Origin of the sequence: Pseudomonas citri (assembly GCF_025336485.1) — a bacterium.
In the GTDB taxonomy this organism is placed as follows: domain Bacteria; phylum Pseudomonadota; class Gammaproteobacteria; order Pseudomonadales; family Pseudomonadaceae; genus Aquipseudomonas; species Aquipseudomonas citri.
Genome location: NZ_JAODAB010000002.1, coordinates 101738 through 122973 on the forward strand (window position 1 = coordinate 101738; position 21236 = coordinate 122973).

Here is a 21236-nt window from a genome sequence, read left to right on the forward strand (position 1 = left end):
GTGTCCAATGACACGGGCATTTTTATTCATGGCACTTTTTATTCGAGCACTTCAACCGGCATGCCGACTTCAAGCCAGCCATTGCCGTCGTTGACCAGGTTCTGGCCGAACATCGCGCCGTCCGGCGTCGAACGGTATTGCTGCAACGTGGCGAAAGGCTCGCGGTTCGGATCGCGCTCGCCGGTCTGCGGGTCGACGGTGGTCATGATGCAACGCGAGCATGGCTTGACCACCCGAAACTCTACATCGCCAATACGGATGCGCTTGAAACCGTCCTCGGCAAACGCCTCGCTGCCCTCGATCACCAGGTTGGGACGAAAGCGCAGCATCTCCAGGGGACGACCGACCCGGCTCGACAAGTCCTGCAAGGACGCCTGGCCGATCAGTAGCAGTGGGAAACCGTCCGCGAAAGCCACCTTATCGTCATCCTTGCCATAACCGGCGGCGGTGGTACGTGCCAGTTCCACCGGCACATGCACCAGCCGGGTGCGGTTGCCGATGAACTCGCTGACCCAGGCGGCCGCCTCATCCCCGGCGTCCGGCACGCGCAAGGTGTCGCGCCAGATGGTCACACCACGCCGCTGTTCTTCCACCACTGGCGGCAGCGGCACATCGATGGCGCCATGGCCCGGCGCACTGAGCGTCAGCCCCCCCGCCTCGTTCCACAAAGCCGAGAGCTGGCTCATTTTCGCCACGGCCCGTTGGGTCAGGAAGCGACCGCTGGCCTCGTCCACGAGCATCCAGCGCCGGTCACCGTCCAGCCCCAGCTTGTCCAGGCCAATCCCTTGCAGGGCCTGGCCCTTGCCGGATTTCAACGGATAACGATACAGCGCACTGAGCCGCAACATGGTCAACTTCCCTGGAGGCGAAAAAGTGCCACCATATACGAGCCGGCCATCGAATCAAACCATGATCAATTCGCGTCGAGGGCCAGGCGCTGGCGTACCACGTCGACGAGCTTGTCCGGCTGGAACTTGGACAGGAAATTGTCGCAGCCGACCTTCTTCACCATTGATTCGTTAAAGCTGCCCGACAACGAGGTGTGCAGTACCACATAGAGCCCGCGCAAGCGCGGATCGTTGCGGATTTCCGTGGTCAGGCGGTAGCCGTCCATTTCCGGCATTTCCGCGTCGGTGAAAATCATCAGCAACTTGTCGGTCATCACCTCGCCGGTATCGGCCCAGGCCTTGAGCATGTTCAGGGCCTTCAGGCCATCGCTGGCGATGTGCATCTTCACACCCAGTTGGCCCAGGGTGTCGCGCAATTGCGAGAGCGCGACGTTGGAATCGTCCACCAGCAACACTTCGCGTCCACGGGCGCGCTCCAGCACCGGGTCTTCGAGTTTGTCCCGGGAAACCTTGGCGTTGTAGGGCACGATTTCGGCCAGGACCTTTTCCACGTCGATGATTTCCACCAACTGATCGTCCACCTTGCTGATGGCCGTCAGGTAATGCTCGCGGCCGGCGCTGCCCGGCGGCGGGAGGATGGCTTCCCAGTTCATGTTGACGATGCGGTCCACACCGCCCACCAGGAATGCCTGAACCGAACGGTTGTACTCAGTGACGATAATGGTGCTGTTAGGCCCCGGCACCAGCGGGCGCATGCCGATGGCTTGGGACAGGTCGATCACCGGCAGGGTCTGGCCCCGCAGATTGACCACACCGCACACGAACGGATGACGCTGTGGCATCAAGGTCAACTTCGGCAACTGCAGCACTTCCTGGACCTTGAATACGTTGATGGCGAACAACTGCCGCCCCGCCAACCGGAACATGAGAATTTCCAGGCGATTCTCACCCACCAATTGGGTTCGTTGATCTACCGTGTCGAGAATGCCGGCCATCGATGACTCCTGGGCTTGTTCGAATAAACCTTATGGAGGACTTATCGGCTGCATGAGCCAGATCTTGACCCCTGAACAAAATACAAACCGGGGGAATTGATATCACAGTAACATCATGTTTTACTGGCTTCACGAATCTCATTTCGCCGTTTTTTCCGCTGCGCGACCTCATTTTGCGCAAAAGGTTCCGTCGCCTAAGGGATTCCCCTAGGCACAATCAGGTCCAACCTGATATTCCCGCTATCCAATAGCCATTAATGTGACGCCATTCTCATTGCTGAACGGAGTCAGGCTTTTGTGCGCACCTGCAGGTCATCGGACTTTCCATCTATCGGCCGATCTCGCCAGCGCTCAATCGCATGGTCGTGCCAACACGCGTCCGTTTGCCGCCAGCCGTGGGATCCAGCCGTTCGCCATACACGGTTTTCCGTCGCCTGACTTGATGTTGTGGAGATAAGCATGCCGAACGATAGTAGGAACTGGAACCAACGCCTTCCCGAATTCCTGACCGAAGCCGAAACGCTTCTGGCCAAGTCAGAGGAATGCCTGAGTCATTTGCAATTGATCAGCAATGACAAGGACGCCATCGATTGCATGCTCAGTACCTTGCTGAAGCTGGCAAACAAAGCCAACGCCCTGGCCCTGGAAGCCGTGTCGGAGTTTTCACTGCACCTCCACGGCTTGCTCAGCCACGCGCAGAACCACACGGCATTGCATGACCAGGCCTTGGGCGCCCTGAAGGATTGCTTCACTCTGATGGCTTGGCAACTGGAGCTGGTCGACCCCACCACCGGCAAACTGAGCCTGGACAGCAGCGAACAGACCTCTCTGATCGAAGCCTTTGCATTCCAGGTAGGCCAGAGCCCCTGTCAGGCATTGCCTGTCTCACGCCCCATGACCCTGGTGAGCTACGCCCAGAAACAAGCCTGATAGCGGTGAACCCGGCTGCGCACGACGTGCCTGATTCGTCGCGTTTGCAGGCTTGCAAGCCGAGCGCGACCAACGATGAAGTGGTACTATCTCCCGCGTCAGTCGCTTCAAGACAGCACCGGACATTCGCCAGCTGAAGCCACCTTCGACCTGAAACGTTTACCCGACCCGGCCTGTCAGATGCGCTGACGTGCCCTGCCCGCAGCGAACATTCATTGGCTCCATCCGCTATGCACGCCAGCCTCAAGTCACTCATCACCTGGCCACCCTCCCGAGAAAACGCCCGCCGGTTCACATTGTTATTGTGCATCTGCTCGACCCTGGGCTGCCTGCTGGCCTACTGGTTGAACCATACGGTGTCGTTGGGCCTGCTGGCGTTGAATATGGCCGCCACGGCCGGCGTCTGGATACGCTACCGACTGTCGCGCAAGTCCATCAAGTTCCAACCCCAGGAATTGGCCGACCGGTTGCTCGAAGTCCAGGAGAACGAGCGCCATCGCCTCAGTCGCGAGCTGCATGACGACATCGGCCAGTTGCTGACCGCCGCCAAACTCCAGGGCGAATGGCTCAAGCGCCGGATGCCGGAAGAACTGCAAGGCCAGTGCGCGTTACTGTGCGAGGCACTGGAAGAAACCCTCGACAAAGTCCGTGACGTATCGGCGATCCTCAACCCAAGGCAACTGACCAGCCTGGGACTGGAGGCCAGCCTGCGCGCGCACCTGCTCAAGACCCTGGCCAACGCCCCGGTCAAATGGAGTCTCGACTGCCAACAGCGTATGACCGGCATTCCGGAAGAAATGACCGTCGCGCTGTTTCGGATTGTCCAGGAAGCGGTCACCAACATCTTGCGCCATGCCCAGGCGAAAAACCTGCTGGTACGCCTGCAACGCCTGCCTGAGGGCCTGACACTGCAGATCATCGACGATGGCCAGGGATTCGTCCCGGCCACCCATCCCGCTCGAGAGGGCCAACGTGGCATGGCGGGCATGTCCGAGCGTGTCGAGCAACTGGGCGGTACCTTGCAAGTCATCAGCGAGGCCGGCAAAGGCACGCATATCGAAGCACGCTTGCCCTGGGCACCCCGCGCCTTGGAACGGGCCAGTAAGAATAAGGTTCTCCATTGATCTGTAATCTGCTGCTGGTAGACGACCACTCGCTGATCCGCGCCGGTGTGCGGGCGCTGGTCATGGACATTCCCGGTTATGCCGTCATTGGCGAAGCCAACGACGGTGCGCAACTGGTGGAGCTGGTGGAGCGGCTCAACCCCGATATCGTGCTGCTGGACATTTCCATGAAAAACACCAGCGGCCTGGATGCCTTGCAGCAACTCAAGCGGGTGCGGCCCCACAGCAAGGTGCTGATCCTGTCGATGCACACCGACCCGGCGCTGATCATGCAGGCGCTGGAATCCGGCGCCCATGGCTATCTGCTCAAGGACACCACCGCCAACGAGCTGGAACACGCCTTGAAGGCACTGCGCAATAACGAACGCTACCTGAGTCCGGCCATCGCCCACACGGTGATCAACCAGGCGCTGACCCGCGCCCAGCGACACCGCCCCGATCCGGCCCAGCCCCAGGCCCCGGCGCACAACCTGACGGCACGCCAATTGGAAATCCTGCGGCTGATCGTACGCGGCAAGTCCACCCGGGAAATTGCCAACGGCCTGAGCTTGAGCATCAAGACCGTGGAAACCCACCGCGCACAAATCATGAAGCGCCTGCAGATCCACGACGTGGCCGGCCTGGTGCTATTCGCCGTGCGTGAACAGATCATCAGCCTGGACGATTGAGCGCCATCCTATCCCCCAACAGCGGCGAATCGCTCGGCAAGTGCATGCGCAGGGCCTTTGCCCGCACCGCGAAACGCAGACTGTCGACCTCCAGCGGTTCGCCGTCCAGGTTGATGTCCAACCCCTGGGCGACCTTGATCTCCACCCACGGCAAACGGGCGCGCACGAACATGTTGTCGATACCCAGGCCGCCGGCCAGCAAATCCTTCAACGTACTGACCACCTCCTGAGGCGCCGGCAGGATGCTGATGTCCAGCAATCCGTCATCCACCAACGCTTGCGGACACAACACATGCCCTCCCCCAGCCTGCCGGCCATTGCCGATGCCCAGGGCCAGCAAGTCGCCTCGCCAATGGAAACCGGGGCCCTGCAGCTCGCCGTAGGCTGCACTCAGCTCACTGAAGCGCGATAAGCCGGTGAACAGGTAAGCGGCGCCTCCCAGGATTTTCTTGAGATCCTCCGACGTATTGACCGTCACTTGGCTGCCGAAACCACCGGTGGCCATGTTCAGGAAAACCCGGTCGCCGACTTCACCGAGGTCGACGGTCCGTGGCGCGATATCCAGCAGGTCCAACGCCTGCTCCGCCTCCAGTGGGACGCCTGCCGCCCGGGCAAAATCATTGGCCGTACCCAACGGCAGCAGCACCAGGCTGGCCTCGCTCGATCGAAGGGCGATCGCTTCGGCGATATCGCGCACGGTGCCGTCTCCGCCACCGGCAATCAGCTGCGTGCAGCCAGCGTCGAGCGCCTCATGGACACATCGCCGGGCGTCGCCGGCCTCCCAGGTCAAGCGTACCGCCAGGTCCCAGCCTTGCTTGCGCTTGCGCATCACAGCGGCACGAACCTCTTCGTTGAGCGCTTGCTTGCCATGCAGGATCAACAGCGCCTTGCCTTTGCTCATCGTGGTCTCCGTCAATGGAAGGTTCAGCAGATGGGACCGCGCCTGCGCGCGAAAAAGCCCGGCAAGGAGCAAATTAATGAACAACCACGATGACACGCCGGAAAAAAACAGCCGGACAGATCAGCCCACCGTCCTGCATTCGAAGAGTTTTCTTACAAGGCCTGGCGAATCCGCTCAATTGACCCTCTGGCGGTATTGAGACACTTTGGCTGAACCAATAAAACGCTCATTACACAAGGATGCAGCAAGCCATGGATGGATACGTCGCGGCCCGTGAGGGCCGGATCAACAGTTCGAACAGTAGCGGCCACGGGGATGTAGCGCCCCATGCATAGCCGTGAATACAAGCTGTCGCACCGACGACCCGCGTCTTTCGGAAGCGGGCGAACCGATACCCAAGACGAATGCAAACATTGCAAGAGTCCCGTAGGAGGAATTGATTTGGAACCGCGCGTCGTTGAACTGGAAACCCACCTTAAATACATCCGCAGGGACATGGATGAAATTCGCACCGATGTGAAGGTGATCCGTCACCGGGTGGCCTATTCGGCAGGTGCAGCAGCAGTGGTGATCGGCCTGCTGGGCTGGATTGCCAACAGCCGCTTCGAACAGCTGGTGACGCTGCTCACGCCATGAGGCCACTAGAGGTGTACAGCAAGCCCGGACATCCTTGTCCGGGCCAGAGCAGGCACTAACCCAGGACTTCACTCAACGGTATAAAACCCGTCTCGTCGCCCTCGGCCAGCGTCCTGCCTTCAAGCACCTCGACCAGGCCGTCGGCCCAGGCCGCGCTACGCAGCACACCAGAACTCTGGTTCCGGTAAATGATCGCACGCCCATTCTCCAGGCGGCCTCGCAAGTACTCTCGCCGGTTGCCAGCCTTCGGCCAAACGAAACCGGCCGGCACCGTGAACTTGAGCGGTGCCACCGATTGGACACCCTGGCGTCGCAACAGGTAGGGCCGAGCCAGTAGTGCGAACGTCACCAACGTCGAAGCGGGGTTGCCGGGCAGGCCTATCACCGGTACGCCACGGAAGTGCCCGAATGTCAGCGGCTTTCCGGGCTTGATGGCGAGCTTCCACAGGCTCAGCTCACCTTCTTCGCGCAATGCGACGCCCAGGAAGTCAGCTTCCCCCACCGACACACCGCCTGTGGACAGGATCAGGTCGACATCCGACAACTGCGCCAGGCGCTCGCGAGTGGCCGGCAAGTCGTCAGGCAGGATGCCCGCATCGACCACCTCGCAACCCAGCCGCTGCAACCAGCTGCAGAGCAGCACCCGGTTGCTGTTATAGATCTGCCCCAGGGCCAACGCCTGGCCAGGCTCGACCAATTCATCCCCGGTGGACAACACCGCAACGCGCACCTTGCGCACCACATCCAACGACGCGCAGCCCAAGGAGGCCGCCAACCCCAGCTCGATGGGCCCCAGGCGAGTGCCGGCCGAGAGAACCACTTCCCCAACGGTGGTTTCCTGCCCTTGGGCACGGATGTTCTGCCCACTGACCAGAGGCTCGGTGAACCGTACCCGCTGGTCGCTCTCGATCACCGCGTTTTCCTGCATCTCGACGCAATCGGCGCCAGCAGGCACTGGCGCCCCGGTGAAAATGCGCGCGCATGTGCCAGCCGCCAACGGCTCCGGGGCCTGCCCGGCGAAGATCCGCTGGCTGACCTCCAGCGGCTCGCCATTCCAATCAGCCAGTCGCAAGGCGTAGCCATCCATGGCGCTGTTGGGCCATGGCGGCAGATCGAGCGTCGACACCAGGTCTTCGGCGAGTACCCGTCCTTGGGCGGCGGCCAAGGGCACGTGTTCGCGCTGCAGGATCGGCGTGGCCGTCGCCATCTCGAGCAACCGCTGCTGTGCAACCTCGACCGCCATCAAGGCGCCGGCCTTGCCCGGTTTACCCACGGGATTCACAAGGCGCCGCCTGCTTCAAATGGGCCACGAAGTTGCAGGGCCGATGCCGCACATCCAATTGCTCGGCCAGGATCCCGTCCCATCCGGTGCGCACTGCGTTAGTGGACCCCGGCAGGCAGCAGACCAACGTGCCATTGGCCAGCCCCGCCAGCGCCCGGGACTGCACAGTGGAGGTGCCGATATCCGCCACGGAGATCTGTCGGAACAACTCACCGAAGCCATCGACCTGCTTGTCCAGCAGGCACGCAACAGCTTCCGGGGTGCTGTCACGACCGGTGAACCCGGTACCGCCAGTGATCAGCACCACTTGCACCACCTCTTCGGCAATCCAGGTCGCGACCTGCGCGCGAATCTTGTACAAATCATCCTTGAGCAACACCCGCGCTGCCAAATGGTGGCCGGCCGCCGTGAGCCTGTCCACGAAGAGTTGCCCGGACGTGTCGGTTTCCAGGGTACGGGTATCACTGACAGTCAGCACCGCAATGTTGAGCGGCACGAAAGGTACATCAGCCTTGGCTTTCATAGGCTCGTCCAGTTGTATGGGAAATAGCCTGGTGTTATATCACAGCCCTTGATTTTTTCGCCTGTGCGGAGACACACCATGACCTCGGAAATCCCCCTGCCCCCCTGCTCCGTCCTGCTGTTGGCGGGTGGCCGCGGACAACGCATGGGCGGGCAGGACAAAGGCCTGCTGCCATGGCGGGGCGAACCGTTGATAGCGCATCTGCATCGACGGACCCGGGCCATGAGCGATGACCTGATCATCTCATGCAACCGCAATCGCGAACGTTATGCACTCTACGCCGATCAACTGGTGCACGACGACGAAGGCGACTTCCCCGGCCCGCTGGCCGGCATCCGGGCAGGCCTGAAGGTGGCAAGGCATTCTTTTCTGCTGGTGCTGCCGTGCGATGTACCGCAGATCGACGCGGAGCTGCTCGACAACATGCGCGCAACGGCCAGCCTGCAACCCCACAAGCCGCTGATGATCCGACACGGCGAACATTGGGAACCGTTGCTGTGCATCATTCCGTTGGCCTTGGCGCCCGCCTTCGAATACGCCTGGAGCGAGGGAGAACGCAGCCCCGGTCGCCTCATGCGCTCGCTGCACGCCACTGCCCTGCAATGCCCGGCCGACGATCCACGGCTGGCCAACCTGAATACGCCGGAGCTGCTGGAGCGGCATAAAGACCACTAGTGGCCTGTGTGGCTAATTCGAGTACAGGCCACTAGCCAGGAACTTGCGCGCGATGTATACGTCTGAATGTCAGTAACTTGAAGAATCCATCTCGGAGAAACACCATGACTCATCGGACCCTCGCCACTTTCATGCTCGCACTGGGCCTCGCCACTCTCGCCGGGTGCGCATCGCCAACAGTGATCACCTTGAATGACGGTCGAGAAATCCAGGCCGTCGACACGCCCAAGTACGACGAAGAAAGCGGCTTCTACGAATTCGAACAGCTGGACGGGAAGCACACCCGCGTGAACAAGGATCAGGTTCGTACTGTCAAGGATCTGTAATCCGCGACATTGCTGCCAGATAGAATAAGAAGAAACGGTGCTTGTTCCGTAAGGAAAGCACCGTTTTTTTAGGCTTCGATTTGGGTGTATCGGCGTAGTTCAAGGGGCGCGCCCAATCTACCACTGCAACTCAATATCGCTCTCGAACACTCGCTCCACCCCCGTGACCGGATCAATGAACCGCAGCGCCTGAGCCAACAGTTTGAGCGGGCGAGCATAGTCATCCTCGACATCACGAAGCACATCCGGATAAAACGGATCATTACAGATCCCCGCCCCCAGGGCGTTCATATGCACCCGCAACTGGTGCTTCTTGCCCGTCACCGGAAACAAGCCATAGCGCCATAGCTCGCCGTTTCTCTCCAATACTTCGATGGCCGTTTCGGTATTGGGCTCGCCCGGCGCTTCCTGCATCCTGAAAAAGGGCTCGCCGTCGACCATTCGGCTCTTGTGCACCCGGGGGAAGGACAACTCGGGCAAGGCGCGGGCGATGGCCTGGTAACGTTTTTCGATCTGTCGCGTGGGAAACAACGACTGATACGCCGACCGGGTGTGCGGATTGGCCGAAAACAACACCAACCCAGCCGTGTGCCGGTCGATGCGGTGCAAGGGCACCAGGTGGGGATTGTCCAGTCGACGGATCAGCCGCCGCAGCAAGGTTTGTTCGACATACTCGCCCGCCGGAGTAACCGGCAGGAAATGCGGCTTGTCGGCCACCACCAGATGCTCGTCGGCATACAGGATCGACTCCACCACCGGGATCGGCTTCTCATCGGGCACTTCACGAAAATAATGGATACGCAGGCCTTCACGATAGGGCAAATCCAGCGCAATGGCCTTGCCCTGCGCATCCAGCACCCGACCCCGGGCAATCCGGTCCAGCCACTGCTCACGGCTGATGCTGCCGAAGTGTTCGCACAGGCATTCCAACACCGTCGACCAGGCGCCGGGGGGTAGATACAGCGTGCTGGCTTGATGGCGCGCGGGGCAAAACGACGAACCGGACATTGGCAACTCTTGATCACGTAGGCAGGCCGGCATTATCCGCCAGCGACGCCGGTCAGCCCAGCGATGATTGCTTCACGCCGTGATCGACGCTGGTGTTGCCGCCTCGGTGAATTCCTTCAACCAGCGCAATACCTCCACCGCCTCCCAGCGCCCCGGGTCGTAAAGCGCGTACAACAGTCCCTGGTAGCCGACCACATCCAATTGCTTGTGATAACCGGCACGCTGGAACAACGCTTCGATTTCCGCGAAACAAGTATTGAAATGCAGTTTACTGAAAGGAGTCTTGCCTTCGGTAACCAGCCCGTCCAGGCGCAATTCCAGGACTGCTTCGCGCACAACGTCCGCGGACATCCGGTTCACGCTGTTTTTCAGTTGTTCGACATTGACCAAGGGACACTCTCCAGATAGCTGTATGCACATACAGTACCCGAAGAATTTTTTTTCGCCAATGCCTGCGCGCCAGACTCGACGTACGGAAAGGACTCAACGCAGAAACGCGGCGACCTGATCAGCGTCATCGAAAGGCCAGTCCAACTCCGCACCGGTATCGACCCTGCGCAACACCGGAATCCGCAGCCCGTAGGTCTCGAACAGCGCCTCGCTTTCAGCGATATCCACCAACTCGACCAACAGGCCATGCTCAACGAAAGGCATCAACACCCCTTCGGCCACTTCGCACAGATGGCAACCCAGGGTACCGAACAACTGGCATTCAGCAGACATGGCAGGTAGACCCACAAAAGATAGACGGTCATTCTAGGCCGGCCTCGGGAAACCGTCGAGCCGGGGCACTTCGGTAAAATCCTGATGCAAATCATTGAGCACTAACGCCTTTGCGGCAATGCTTGGCGCTTTCTCGCCTTCTACGCTTGTGCCTGTCGCTGTGAAACGGAGTTCCCCTTGTTCGCCAATCTGCTGATCATCCTTGCCTCGTCCCTGGTCGCCATCGCGCTGTTCCGGCGCCTGCGCCTGCCTCCGGTGCTGGCTTATCTGTGTGTTGGCCTGGCGGTCGGACCAAGCGCACTGGATTGGGTGAACGACAGCGAAGACCTGCCGGATCTGGCCGAGCTCGGCGTGGTCTTCCTGCTGTTTTCGCTGGGGCTGGAGTTCTCCCTGACAAAGATGCTCGCGCTACGGCGGGTGGTTTTCGGCCTGGGCAGCCTGCAAGTGCTGTGTTCCGGCGCACTCCTGGGCACGCTGCTGGTGCTCTGCGGCGCACCGGTGCTGGCTGCGCTGTTGCTGGGTGCCGGGCTGGCCTTGTCGTCCACCGCCATTGTCAGCAAGGAATTGGGCAGCCTGGGCGAGATCTTCAGCAGCCATGGCCAGAACGCCATTGGTGTGTTGCTGTTCCAGGATGTCATCGCGGTGCTGTTATTGACGCTAGTACCCGTGTTTGCCGGCAGCAGCGAGCATGCCTGGTACTGGGCGCTGCCCCTGACCCTGGGCAAGACGCTGGTACTGTTCGGTGGCCTGCTGCTGACCAGTCGCTTGGTTCTGCCCAGGTTGTTCCATGAAGTGGCCGCGTCCCGGTCCGCCGAGTTGTTCGTGCTACTGGCGCTGGTGATCGTGTTGCTGACAGCATGGTTGACCCACCTGCTCGGGCTGTCGCCGGCCCTGGGTGCCTTCCTCGCGGGCATGTTGCTGGGGGAAAGCCACTATCGCCATCAGATCGAGGCCGATATACGCCCGTTCCGCGACATCCTGCTGGGGCTGTTCTTCGTCAGCATCGGCATGCTGATCGACTTGCAGTTGCTCATGGATGACGGACTGCTGATCCTCGGGTTGACCCTCGCCTTGATGCTGATCAAGGGCGGCGTGGTCGCCGTCCTGGTGAAGTGGCGCGGCAGCGATGTGGAAACCGCCTGGCGCAGTGGCCTCGCCCTGGCTCAGGGCGGCGAATTCTGCTTCGCCCTGATGGCCCTGATGCAGCAGAACCAGCTTATGCCCCTGGATATCAGCGGCTTGTTGCTGGCGGCGACTTTCTGTTCGATGCTGCTGACGCCGTTGTTGCTGCGCGCCGCACCACGCATCGCTACCCGCCTGCATCGCAAACCCAACGAAGAGGCGCAGTTGGACCAGATCAGCGCCCTCAACGCCGGCCTGTCCGGCCATGTGGTCATTTGCGGTTACGGACGCGTCGGCCAGTCCATTGGACGTTTCCTGCGCCGCGAAGGCCAGGCATTCGTCGCCCTGGATCATGACCCGGTGATCATCCAGGAAGCCAGCGTGGGGGAACGCTGCGTCCATTACGGTGACTCCCGCCGTGCGGACCTGCTCGCGGCCGTCGGCCTGGGTCGCGCCAGGTTGCTGGTGATCGCGGTCGACCAGACCGACATCGCCATCGCCGTGCTCAAGGAAGCCCGACGGGTCAACAGCCAGGTGCCGATCCTGGTGCGCACCCGTGACGACAGCGAGTTGGCCGAGCTCCAGGCCGCCGGGGCCAATGAAGTGGTCCCGGAGCTACTGGAGTCGAGCCTGATGCTGGCATCCCACGCCCTGATCATGCTCGGCCTGCCGGAGCAACAAGTGCGCTACCAGGTGGACCAGGTCCGTCACGACCGCTACCGCCTGCTGCACGGGTTTTACCCTGGCGATCAGGACAAGGAACCATGATGGACCAATCAATCCTGGCTGACCGCTCCGATCTTGTGGATCGACAGGTCGGCGCCGTAATACTCCTCTTCCTGGCTCAGGCGCAGCCCCAACAGGGTCTTGACCAGTCCATAGACGGCGAACCCACCGGCCAGTGCGATGGCAACCCCCAACAACGTACCGATCAATTGGCTGGCCAGGCTGACGCCCCCCAGGCCGCCCAAGTAGCCCTGACCGAACACGCCACAAGCGATGCCGCCCCAGACGCCACACAAGCCGTGCAGTGGCCAGACGCCAAGCACGTCGTCGATCTTCCATTTGCCTTGGGCCGCGGTGAAACACCAGACGAACAAGGCACCGGCGATGGCCCCGGTAGCCAACGCGCCGACCGGGTGCATCAGGTCGGAGCCGGCACACACCGCCACCAGCCCGGCCAATGGGCCGTTGTGCAGGAAGCCGGGGTCATTGCGTCCGACGATCAACGCCGCCACGGTACCGCCCACCATTGCCATCAACGAATTGACCGCCACCAACCCGCTTACCCCGGGCAGGGTCTGGGCACTCATCACGTTGAAACCGAACCAGCCGACAATCAGGATCCACGACCCCAAGGCCAGGAACGGGATGCTGGAAGGAGCGAACGCCACCAGTCGCCCATCCCGGTAGCGGCCATTGCGCGCGCCCAGCAAGAGCACGGCGGCCAATGCCAGCCAGCCGCCCATGGCATGCACCACCACGGAACCGGCGAAGTCGTGGAACCCTGCACCGAAGCGGGACTGCAACCAGGCTTGCAGGCCGAAATTGCCGTTCCACACCACCCCTTCGAAGAAGGGGTAGACAAACGCCACGATCAGCACCGTGGCGCACAATTGCGGTGCGAACCGCGCGCGTTCGGCAATCCCACCGGAAATAATGGCCGGGATCGCGGCGGCAAAGGTCAGCAGGAAGAAGAACTTCACCAGGCTGTAGCCGTGATCGGTACTGAGCACCGCCGCCGGTTGCAGGAACGACACGCCATAGGACACCCAGTAGCCTATAAAGAAATAGGCCAGGGTCGAGACAGCAAAATCGCTGAGAATCTTCGACAACGCGTTGACCTGATTCTTTTGCCGGACGGTCCCCACTTCCAGGAACGCAAAACCGGCGTGCATGGCCAGGACCATGACCGCACCGAGCAGGATGAACAGCGTGTTGGAGCTGTGGACCAGGCTGTCCACAGCGCTTTGCATAGTTTCCATGGTGTTGGCAGACCTGAAAAAGTTGAAATAGGCACCCAAGCGGTTCGCTCGCCCTGCCGACGCACCAAGTTGAAACGATTCGCTTGCCCGCCGAGGGTGAGCGAACCGCTTTGGTGCAAAAAAACATCGACAATGGGGTGCCGCTTGGAGGTGCTTCGCGAGCTTTGATTATTTGGGTTAAGGTTTCCGGGCTTTCGCCCAGCTTCAGCGCACTGGCGCACCGTGACGCACCAGTACATGGCAAAACCCTGAGCAAAAGTTGTACCAGTCATTTTCACTGAACCTTCCGGCAAGGCTCATACTCGAACGCTTCAGACGTCATCTACGGAGATTCATCCATGGCCAGAACCCAGGCAAAGACTGCTCAAGAGATCTTGAAGGAAGATTTCCAGACGCTGGTCAGCGATACCGAACGGTTGCTCGACCACACCGCGACACTGGCGGGTGACCAGGCCGATGAACTGCGCAAACAGATCCACGAAACCCTGTTGCGCGCCCGCGAAACCCTTAAGCTGAGCGAAGACTCCATGCGCGAACGCGGCCAGGCCGCAGTGGTCGCCACCGAGGAATATGTGCAGGCCAACCCCTGGCAGTCGGTCGCCATTGCCGCTGGCGTGGGCTTCCTGATCGGCCTGCTGGCGACGCGGCGCTGATGATGGGTATCGACGAACCCGGTCCGTCCGAAACGGGCACACAACCTGCCGCGCGCCGCCTGGGCGCGGCGTTCCTCGGTCTACTGCACAGCCACGTCGAATTGTTCGGCATGGAATTGCAGGAACAGAAGGCCCGTACCGTCAGCCTGTTGCTGTTCGCCGGCCTCGCGCTGGTGTTCGGTTTGTTATTGCTCGTGGGGCTTTCGGCGTTGGTGCTGATCCTGGTGTGGGACACCTATCGCCTGGCGGGCATCCTCGGCCTTTGCCTGTTCTACCTGCTGGCGGCGCTGTTCTGCGGCCTGCGGCTCAGGGCCGCGATCTACGACGAGTCTTCCCCCTTCCATGCCACGCTCGAAGAACTGGCCAACGACCGGGAGCGCCTGCTGCCATGAGCCTGCCTGATATTCCCCAAGCCCGGACCCGGCAGGAAATGCGCAAGGCATTAGTACGCTTGCGCATGGAGATGCACCGCCAGGAAATCCGCCAGGAAACCCGTCAATTGTTGCAACCTCTGCAACGGGTGCGCGGCTTGACCCAGGGCTTGCACGAAGGCTTCGGCATCAAGCACGCGCCACTGTGGGGCATCGCGGCGGTCTCGCTGTTGGGCTTTCTTACCGGCAAACGCACCCGCAGTGGCCGCACCGCCGGCTTATCAAGCCTGATCAGGCTGGCGACCGCCGTGCTGCCGCTGATCAAGCTGGCCAAGGCCATGGGCAAATCCTGATACAGAAAAAACGCGCCCTGGTGGAACGCGCTCCTTTCAGGGGGAGCGCGTTTTTTCGGGCCGGCACGAACCCACAGGCCTTGCGGCACATTCCGGGAACCGGGAAGCTAGGGGCATCGACCTCATCAAACGGAGCAACCGGCCTTGGATTGGCACACCCTGCTGAATCGCGAACGTCTCGGCAAGCCCCTGCACAGCCCGCAGGAGTTGGGCCGCAGCCCCTTTCACAAGGACCACGACCGCATCATCTTCTCCGGTGCGTTCCGGCGCCTCGGCCGCAAGACCCAGGTGCATCCGGTCTCCAGCAACGATCATATCCATACGCGCCTGACCCATTCGCTGGAAGTCAGTTGCGTGGGCCGCTCCCTCGGCATGCGCGTGGGTGAAACCATCCGCAACGTCCTGCCCGACTGGTGCGAGCCAAGCGACCTGGGCATGGTGGTGCAATCGGCCTGCCTGGCCCACGACATCGGCAACCCGCCGTTCGGTCACTCGGGCGAAGACGCCATTCGCTACTGGTTCCAACAGGCGGCTGGCCGTGGCTGGCTCGACGCCATGAGCGAGGCCGAGCGCGGCGATTTTCTGAATTTCGAAGGCAACGCCCAGGGATTCCGTGTCCTCACACAGCTTGAATATCATCAGTTCGACGGTGGGACCCGGCTGACCTATGCCACTCTCGGGACCTACCTGAAATACCCCTGGACCGCCCGCCACGCCGACTCCCTGGGCTACAAGAAGCACAAATTCGGGTGCTACCAGAGCGAACTGCCTCTACTGGAGCAGATCGCTCATAAACTCGGCCTGCCGCAAATCGAAGACCAGCGCTGGGCACGACATCCGCTGGTGTACCTGATGGAAGCCGCCGATGACATCTGCTACGCGTTGATCGACCTGGAAGACGGCGTAGAGATGGAGCTCCTGGAATACTCCCTGGTGGAGTCGCTGCTGCTGGACCTGGTGGGCGACGATCTCCCGGACACCTACCGCCAACTCGGCCCGCTGGATTCACGGCGACGCAAACTGGCGATCCTGCGAGGCAAGGCCATCGAACACCTGACCAATGCCGCCGCCCGGGCCTTCGTCGAACAGCAGGAGGCGTTGCTGGCCGGCACCCTGCCAGGCGACCTGGTAGAGCACATGCATGGCCCGGCCAAGCGTTGCGTATTGAATGCCAAGGACATGGCCCGCAAGAAGATTTTCCAAGACAAGCGCAAGACGCTGAATGAAATTGGCGCTTATACCACCCTGGAAATCCTGCTCAACGGTTTTTGCGGCGCAGCCCTTGAACAGCACGGCGGCCGATCGCCTTCGTTCAAGAACCGCCGCATCCTGGACCTGCTGGGCAACAACGCCCCCGATCCCAACGGCCCCCTGCATAGCGCCTTCTTGCGCATGATCGATTTCATCGCCGGGATGACTGACAGCTATGCCAGCGAAATGGCGCAGGAAATGACCGGCCGCACCCGCCAATGAGACCCATCTGTGGGAGCCGGGCCTGCTCGCTCCCGCAGATAATTTGCCGTTCAGCGTAGAGGCCCTTGCAGCCCTCAAAAAGAATGTGAGGACGTCATTGCGCCCTGAAGATAAACATCGAATAAACCTGCTTCAATTTGTTTATAACAGATAATCCACTCAGGGAAATCTTCCTTCACATACTTCTGCCCCAACACTTTTTATTGTCATCCGCCTACTAAAAAACCGATTACGTCGTAATACGTTGCCTCTTTTTTTGTAGGAAACTTCTGAAATTGTAGTTGCATACCTGTCTGCTCGTACGGCCCTGGCGACAACTGGGCTAAGGTGCGCCCTTTATTAAGCTCGCAGGATATTTTATTCATGAACTCCGTTTTCATTGTCGACGATCACCCGGTCATCCGCCTCGCTGTGCGCATGCTCCTGGAGCATGAGGGCTATAAAGTCGTAGGGGAAACGGACAACGGCGTCGACGCGATGCAAATGGTGCGCGAATGCATGCCGGACCTTGTCATCCTGGATATCAGTATTCCTAAACTTGACGGGCTGGAAATCCTCTCGCGTTTCAATGCCATGACCACTCCGCTCAAGACGCTGGTGCTGACGGCGCAATCCCCGACACTTTTCGGGATCCGCTGCATGCAGTCCGGTGCCTCCGGTTACGTTTGCAAACAGGAAGACCTCAGTGAACTGGTCAGTGCCATCAAGGCTGTATTGTCCGGCTACAACTATTTCCCCAGCCAGGCGTTGAACCCGCTACACCCCGACGATCCGCGCCGCATAGAGCTGGATTTGTTCAAAAGTGTCAATGATCGGGAATTGATGGTCTTGCAACTCTTTGCCCAAGGTCGTACCAACAAGGAAATAGCCAAGGGCATGTTCCTGAGTAATAAAACCGTCAGCACCTATAAAAAACGGCTCATGCAGAAACTTAAAGTCAAATCCCTGGTAGATCTGATTGAAATGGCAAAGCGAAACGCATTGGTGTGAGAAATAACAGGATGCTCAAGTGCATGAAGGCAAGCCTGCTGCTATTAAGCGCCGGGCTATATGCCGCAGGAGTCACAGCGTCGGACGTACCCGAGCACTACACGCTCCTGGGGCGTTCGGGCGACGCTCATGGCGAAATCAGGCTGGACGACGCCCAACGCACCTGGCTACAGGGTCGGGGTGAATGGGTGCTGGGAACTTCTGCACCCGACTATCCACCCTTCGACCTCGCCACCAGCGGTCGCGACTACGAGGGCATGACCGCCGACTACGCCGCCCTCATCGCCCGAGCAACCGGCCTGCCGATGAAAGTCCTGCGCTTCGCTTCCCGGGAAGCCGCCATTGCGGCACTCAAGGATGGGCAGATCGACCTGCTCGGCACGGCCAATGGCTTCGAAGCGCGCGACCCCGAGCAGGTGCTTTCGACGCCCTATGCGGTGGACCAACCTGTCCTGGTCACCCGGACGAATGAAAGCCGGCCCTTGACCGAAGATCTCGAGGGGTTGCGGCTGAGCATGGTCTACCACTACCTGCCACCGCAGGCGATTGAACAGCTCTACCCCAAGGCGCTCGTTACCCCCTATCCCTCCTACCAGAACGCCATCAACGCCGTCGCGTTCGGCCAGGCCGATGTCTTTCTCGGCGACACCATTTCCACCCATTACCTGATCAGCAAGGGTTACCTGAGCAACCTGCGCATGGCCAGCTTCGGCAAACATGAATCCTACGGGTTCGGTTTCGCGGTACGCCGCCGTGACAGCCACTTGCTGGAAATCATCAACGCGATACTGGAACAAGTTCCCGTCGCCGAACAAACCGCCATCGCCAAGCGCTGGAGCGCGGGCAGCGACCTGTACCTCACGGACCACAGGATACAGCTGACCGAGCGGGAACAACGCTGGCTGGCCAGCCATCCGGTGGTTCGGGTGGTGGTGAACGAAACGCTCGCGCCCCTGACTTTCTTTGATCCGGAGGGCGACTTTCGCGGGATCAGTGCCGACCTGCTGGAGCTGATCCGACTGCGTACCGGCCTGCGCCTGGAGGTGCAACGCCGCCAGAGCGACAGCGAAATGATTGCCGCGGTCCGCAGCGGCCAGGCCGACATGATCGCTGCGCTCTTGCCGAGCAGCGAACGCCAGCATCAGTTGAAATTCAGCCGTCCCTACCTCGACAGCTCATTCGTCCTGCTGACCCGCAAGCAGTCCGACACTCCAGGGACGCTGGATCAGTTCGAGGGTCGGAGCCTGGCGATCGCCAAGGGCAACCCGGTCATCGAGTGGCTACGCCAACAGTATCCGGGCGTGCTGATCACCGAAACCGACGGCCCCCTGCACGCCGTTGAACTGCTCGCCCAGGGCCGGGTCGACGGCAGTGTCAACTCGCTGCTCATGGCCAACTACTTCATCGCTTCCCATTCCTGGCGGGACACCCTGCAAATCAGCAGCACCGTAGGCACTCAACAGGCCCTGTTCGCGCTGGCCACCGCCAAGGACGCGACCGAGTTGAGTGCCATCCTCGACAAGGCCTTGACCAGCATCGACCCCGACGAACTGGGGGTCATCAACAACCGCTGGCGGGGTTATGTCTCGGCATCCGAACACACTTGGCGCACTTACAATCGCCTGTTCTTCCAGGTCGCCGCGGGTATCGGCCTGCTGCTCCTGCTTTCCTTGGCCTGGAATGCCTATATGCAACGGCAGATCAGGCAGCGCCAACGGGCGGAAACCGCCCTCAATGACCAGCTCGAATTCATGCATGCACTGCTCAATGGCACCCCGCATCCCATCTACGTGAGGGACCGCAACGGTTGCCTGCAAAGCTGCAACGACAGCTACCTGCAAGTGTTCGGCGCCAAACGCGAGGACGTCATCGGCAAGGACAGCATGCCCGGCGCCATGAGCAATGCCTTCGAAGCGCAGGAATATCAGGCGGACTACCAGCGCGTCATGGCCGAAGGCACGGCACTGATCGTCGATCGCCCGCTGTACGTCGGCGACCGGCAACTGACCATCTACCACTGGATACTGCCCTACCGGAACTCCACCGCCCAAGTGCAAGGCATCATCGGCGGCTGGATCGATATCAGCGAGCGCCGGCAGTTGTTCGATGAACTGCGTGCGTCCAAGAAACAAGCCGAAGATGCGAACCGGGCCAAGAGCACGTTCCTGGCGACCATGAGCCACGAAATACGCACGCCTATGAACGCCGTGATCGGCATGCTTGAACTGGCGCTGAAACAGGCCGACAAGGGCCTGGTCGACCGCTCGGCCATCGAAGTGGCCTACGAATCGGCGTCCGGCATGCTGGACTTGATCGGCGATATCCTCGACATCGCCCGCATCGAATCGGGCCATCTGAGCCTGGCACCCGAACGAGTCAATCTCAGGGCGCTGCTGCAATCGGTCATACGTGTATTCGAAGGCCTGGCCCGGCAGAAGAACCTGGGGCTGTCCTTGCAGTTCGAGCCGGCCGAGGCCAACCCGGACGTGTTGCTGGACCCCTTGCGGTTCAAGCAGGTGCTCTCCAACCTGATCAGCAATGCCCTCAAATTCACCGAACAGGGCCAGGTGTCGGTAAAGGTCAGGCTGGCCCAAACCGCCCGGCACGACGTCCTGCGCATGCACCTGCAAGTCTGCGACAGCGGTATCGGCATCAGCCCGGAAGAACTGCAACGGCTGTTCAAACCGTTTGCCCAGGTCGACAACACCAGCCGGATGGCCCGCAAGGGCGCAGGGCTGGGGCTGGTGATCAGTCGCGACCTGTGCCAGATGATGGGGGGGAGCCTGCATATGCGCAGCCAACCGGGCACCGGCACCCACGTACAGGTTTGCCTGCAACTGACGGTCCTGCCGGCGGCGGCAGTGCGCGAGCCAGCCGGCCCGACAATCGAAACACCCAGGGCGGCGCTGAACGTGCTCGTCGTCGACGACCATCCGGCCAATCGCCTGCTGATGTCGCAGCAGTTGGAATACCTGGGCCATGCCTACCAGGTCGCCCAGGACGGCGCCGAAGGGTTGAAGGCCTGGCAGGAAGGCAACTTCGACCTGGTCATCGCCGATTGCAACATGCCCATCATGAGTGGTTACGAACTGAGCCGCTCGATTCGTCGCCACGAGGCCGAACAGCAACGGCCGGCCTGCACCATCCTGGGGTTCACCGCCAATGCACAACCGGAGGAAAAACAACGTTGCCGGGACGCCGGGATGGACGATTGCCTGTTCAAGCCCATCAGCCTGAACGCCCTGAGCCAATGGATGAACACCGTGAGGTCAGCCAGCAGCGCACCGGTCTTCAGCCTGCAAAGCCTACACGCGTTGACCGGCGGGCTGCCGGCTTCCAACCAACGGCTGTTGGCGGAGCTGCTCAGCAGCAACCGCTCGGACCGCCAGGAGTTGCTCGGCCTCGCCCGTGGCGGGAACCGGCAGGCACTGACTGAAACGGCGCACAAGATAAAAGGCGTTGCACGGATCGTCCAGGCGACCACGTTGCTCCAGCAGTGCGAGGCCCTGGAACATGCCTGCCTTCAGGCGCAGGCACCCGAACGAGTCAACGCATGCATCGAGGCCCTCGACCAGGCCATGATCGAGCTGGAGCGAGCGCTGGAAACGGAGATTGGTAAGGCAAAATGATTGCACTTTTACTATGCTGCT

General features: G+C 60.9%; 22 protein-coding genes and 1 pseudogene. 14 read left to right on the forward strand and 9 right to left on the reverse strand.

Going from position 1 to position 21236, the window contains the following annotated elements; all coding sequences use genetic code 11:
* Nucleotides 1-38: 38 nt before the first annotated feature.
* A complete protein-coding gene (locus tag N4Q37_RS02650; protein WP_260955075.1) occupies nt 39-848 on the reverse strand; it encodes an MOSC domain-containing protein in 810 nt (269 codons plus the stop codon).
* 65 nt (nt 849-913) lie between these two features.
* Nucleotides 914-1843: a chemotaxis protein CheV gene (locus N4Q37_RS02655; RefSeq protein WP_260955076.1), complete on the reverse strand. Its 930-nt coding sequence runs from the start codon at nt 1841-1843 to the stop codon at nt 914-916.
* Between the two features lie 459 nt (nt 1844-2302).
* Between N4Q37_RS02655 and N4Q37_RS02660 the strand changes: the two genes are divergently transcribed.
* From N4Q37_RS02660 to N4Q37_RS02670, 3 genes are all read left to right on the forward strand, one after another.
* A complete protein-coding gene (locus N4Q37_RS02660; protein WP_260955079.1) occupies nt 2303-2773 on the forward strand; it encodes a hypothetical protein in 471 nt (156 codons plus the stop codon).
* Between the two features lie 230 nt (nt 2774-3003).
* Complete coding sequence (locus tag N4Q37_RS02665; RefSeq protein WP_260955631.1) at nt 3004-3897, forward strand: sensor histidine kinase; 894 nt, start codon at nt 3004-3006, stop codon at nt 3895-3897.
* On the forward strand, nt 3894-4565 hold the full coding sequence (locus N4Q37_RS02670; RefSeq protein WP_260955080.1) for a response regulator: 672 nt from the start codon (nt 3894-3896) through the stop codon (nt 4563-4565). The genes N4Q37_RS02665 and N4Q37_RS02670 overlap by 4 nt, the downstream gene beginning before the upstream one ends.
* Here the strand turns inward: N4Q37_RS02670 and yegS are convergent.
* On the reverse strand, nt 4549-5466 hold the full coding sequence (yegS, locus tag N4Q37_RS02675; RefSeq protein ID WP_260955081.1) for a lipid kinase YegS: 918 nt from the start codon (nt 5464-5466) through the stop codon (nt 4549-4551). The genes N4Q37_RS02670 and yegS overlap by 17 nt on opposite strands.
* 76 nt (nt 5467-5542) lie before the next feature.
* Here yegS and N4Q37_RS02680 point away from each other — a divergent pair, with 76 nt between their 5' ends.
* Nucleotides 5543-5665, forward strand: coding sequence for a hypothetical protein (locus N4Q37_RS02680; protein WP_260955088.1), 123 nt, complete (start codon nt 5543-5545; stop codon nt 5663-5665).
* Between the two features lie 230 nt (nt 5666-5895).
* Nucleotides 5896-6102 (forward strand): annotated as a pseudogene (locus N4Q37_RS02685) (hypothetical protein); the annotation flags it as partial.
* 55 nt (nt 6103-6157) lie between these two features.
* Here N4Q37_RS02685 and N4Q37_RS02690 read toward each other — a convergent pair.
* Both N4Q37_RS02690 and moaB read right to left on the reverse strand, forming a co-directional pair.
* Nucleotides 6158-7345 carry a molybdopterin molybdotransferase MoeA gene (locus N4Q37_RS02690; RefSeq protein WP_260955632.1) on the reverse strand — a complete coding sequence of 396 codons (1188 nt, stop codon included), beginning with the start codon at nt 7343-7345 and terminating at the stop codon, nt 6158-6160.
* Nucleotides 7346-7367: 22 nt separating this feature from the next.
* Entirely contained in the window at nt 7368-7907 is a 540-nt protein-coding gene (moaB, locus tag N4Q37_RS02695; RefSeq protein ID WP_260955098.1) for a molybdenum cofactor biosynthesis protein B, read from the reverse strand.
* Between the two features lie 78 nt (nt 7908-7985).
* Between moaB and mobA the strand changes: the two genes are divergently transcribed.
* On the forward strand, nt 7986-8582 hold the full coding sequence (mobA, locus tag N4Q37_RS02700; RefSeq protein ID WP_260955099.1) for a molybdenum cofactor guanylyltransferase MobA: 597 nt from the start codon (nt 7986-7988) through the stop codon (nt 8580-8582).
* Nucleotides 8583-8686: 104 nt separating this feature from the next.
* Nucleotides 8687-8908: a YgdI/YgdR family lipoprotein gene (locus N4Q37_RS02705; protein ID WP_260955101.1), complete on the forward strand. Its 222-nt coding sequence runs from the start codon at nt 8687-8689 to the stop codon at nt 8906-8908.
* A 117-nt stretch (nt 8909-9025) separates the two neighbouring features.
* Here the strand turns inward: N4Q37_RS02705 and N4Q37_RS02710 are convergent, their stop codons facing one another.
* The 3 genes from N4Q37_RS02710 to N4Q37_RS02720 form a co-directional block, all read right to left on the reverse strand.
* Nucleotides 9026-9916 carry a pseudouridine synthase gene (locus N4Q37_RS02710; RefSeq protein WP_260955103.1) on the reverse strand — a complete coding sequence of 297 codons (891 nt, stop codon included), beginning with the start codon at nt 9914-9916 and terminating at the stop codon, nt 9026-9028.
* A gap of 72 nt (nt 9917-9988) precedes the next feature.
* Entirely contained in the window at nt 9989-10306 is a 318-nt protein-coding gene (locus N4Q37_RS02715; RefSeq protein ID WP_260955105.1) for a transcriptional regulator, read from the reverse strand.
* 93 nt (nt 10307-10399) lie between these two features.
* On the reverse strand, nt 10400-10639 hold the full coding sequence (locus N4Q37_RS02720) for a glutaredoxin family protein (RefSeq protein WP_260955110.1): 240 nt from the start codon (nt 10637-10639) through the stop codon (nt 10400-10402).
* A gap of 177 nt (nt 10640-10816) precedes the next feature.
* Between N4Q37_RS02720 and N4Q37_RS02725 the strand changes: the two genes are divergently transcribed.
* Nucleotides 10817-12529, forward strand: a complete 1713-nt coding sequence (locus tag N4Q37_RS02725) for a cation:proton antiporter (RefSeq protein WP_260955112.1) — start codon at nt 10817-10819, stop codon at nt 12527-12529.
* An 8-nt stretch (nt 12530-12537) separates the two neighbouring features.
* Here the strand turns inward: N4Q37_RS02725 and N4Q37_RS02730 are convergent, their stop codons facing one another.
* Complete coding sequence (locus N4Q37_RS02730; RefSeq protein ID WP_260955114.1) at nt 12538-13746, reverse strand: ammonium transporter; 1209 nt, start codon at nt 13744-13746, stop codon at nt 12538-12540.
* Nucleotides 13747-14084: 338 nt separating this feature from the next.
* Between N4Q37_RS02730 and N4Q37_RS02735 the strand changes: the two genes are divergently transcribed.
* The 6 genes from N4Q37_RS02735 (at nt 14085) to N4Q37_RS02760 (ending at nt 21215) form a co-directional block, all read left to right on the forward strand.
* Complete coding sequence (locus N4Q37_RS02735; protein ID WP_260955115.1) at nt 14085-14399, forward strand: DUF883 family protein; 315 nt, start codon at nt 14085-14087, stop codon at nt 14397-14399.
* 2 nt (nt 14400-14401) lie between these two features.
* Nucleotides 14402-14791, forward strand: a complete 390-nt coding sequence (locus tag N4Q37_RS02740; protein ID WP_260955116.1) for a phage holin family protein — start codon at nt 14402-14404, stop codon at nt 14789-14791.
* Nucleotides 14788-15123 carry a hypothetical protein gene (locus tag N4Q37_RS02745; RefSeq protein WP_260955117.1) on the forward strand — a complete coding sequence of 112 codons (336 nt, stop codon included), beginning with the start codon at nt 14788-14790 and terminating at the stop codon, nt 15121-15123. Before N4Q37_RS02740 ends, N4Q37_RS02745 begins: the two co-directional genes overlap by 4 nt.
* 144 nt (nt 15124-15267) lie before the next feature.
* Nucleotides 15268-16596 (forward strand): deoxyguanosinetriphosphate triphosphohydrolase, encoded by a 1329-nt coding sequence (locus N4Q37_RS02750; RefSeq protein WP_260955118.1) that lies wholly within the window; start codon nt 15268-15270, stop codon nt 16594-16596.
* A 363-nt stretch (nt 16597-16959) separates the two neighbouring features.
* On the forward strand, nt 16960-17586 hold the full coding sequence (locus tag N4Q37_RS02755; RefSeq protein ID WP_260955119.1) for a response regulator transcription factor: 627 nt from the start codon (nt 16960-16962) through the stop codon (nt 17584-17586).
* Nucleotides 17587-17609: 23 nt separating this feature from the next.
* Complete coding sequence (locus tag N4Q37_RS02760; RefSeq protein WP_390897885.1) at nt 17610-21215, forward strand: transporter substrate-binding domain-containing protein; 3606 nt, start codon at nt 17610-17612, stop codon at nt 21213-21215.
* Nucleotides 21216-21236: the final 21 nt, after the last annotated feature.